Consider the following 1194-nt stretch of genomic DNA (forward strand, 5'->3'; position numbering starts at 1 on the left):
GATGGCCAAGGAAAAGTTCGAACGTAATAAGCCGCACTGCAACATCGGCACCATCGGTCACGTTGACCATGGCAAGACGACGCTGACGGCCGCGATCACGATCACGCTGGCGAAGTCGGGCGGCGCGACCGCCAAGAACTACGCCGACATCGACGCCGCGCCGGAAGAAAAGGCCCGCGGCATCACGATCAACACGGCTCACGTCGAGTATGAGACGGCCAACCGTCACTACGCGCACGTCGACTGCCCCGGCCACGCCGACTACGTGAAGAACATGATCACGGGCGCCGCCCAGATGGACGGCGCGATCCTGGTCGTGTCGGCCGCCGACGGCCCGATGCCGCAGACCCGCGAGCACATCCTGCTGGCCCGTCAGGTCGGCGTGCCGGCTCTCGTCGTGTTCATGAACAAGGTCGACATGGTCGACGACGAAGAGCTGCTGGAGCTGGTCGAAATGGAAGTGCGCGAGCTGCTCAGCTCGTACCAGTTCCCGGGCGACGACATCCCGATCACCAAGGGCTCGGCCCTGGCCGCCGTGGAAAACCGCGACGCCAAGATCGGTGAAGAAGCGATCCTGGCGCTGATGGCTTCGGTCGACGCCTACATCCCGCAGCCGGAGCGTCCGGTTGACCTGCCCTTCCTGATGCCGGTCGAAGACGTGTTCTCGATCTCGGGCCGCGGCACCGTGGTCACGGGCCGTATCGAAAAGGGCATCGTCAAGGTCGGCGAAGAAGTCGAAATCGTCGGCATCCGTCCGGTCCAGAAGACGACCTGCACGGGCGTCGAAATGTTCCGCAAGCTGCTGGACCAAGGTCAAGCCGGCGACAACGTGGGCGTGCTGCTGCGCGGCACCAAGCGTGAAGACGTCGAGCGCGGCCAAGTGCTCTGCAAGCCGGGTTCGATCACCCCGCACACCAAGTTCGTGGCCGAAGCCTACATCCTGAACAAGGAAGAAGGCGGCCGTCACACCCCGTTCTTCACCAACTACCGTCCGCAGTTCTACTTCCGCACGACCGATGTCACCGGCATCATCAAGCTGAAGGAAGGCGTGGAAATGATCATGCCGGGCGACAACGCCGAGCTGGACGTCGAGCTGATCACCCCGATCGCCATGGACCAAGGCCTGCGCTTCGCCATCCGCGAAGGCGGCCGCACCGTCGGCGCCGGCGTCGTGGCCAAGATCGTCGAGTAATC

General features: G+C 63.9%; 1 protein-coding gene. It reads left to right on the forward strand.

From position 1 onward, the window contains the following. Position 1: 1 nt before the first annotated feature. A complete protein-coding gene (gene tuf / locus AC1RRR_RS26095) occupies positions 2-1192 on the forward strand; it encodes an elongation factor Tu (protein ID WP_454715277.1) in 1191 nt (396 codons plus the stop codon). The last annotated feature ends 2 nt before the right edge of the window (positions 1193-1194 follow it).

It is taken from the genome of Caulobacter sp. GW821-FHT12D05, assembly GCF_058807295.1.

Excerpts from the sequence above, each read along its gene's own strand:
- tuf (WP_454715277.1), top strand. The coding sequence starts at position 2 with ATGGCCAAGGAAAAGTTCGAACGTAATAAGCCGCACTGCAACATCGGC.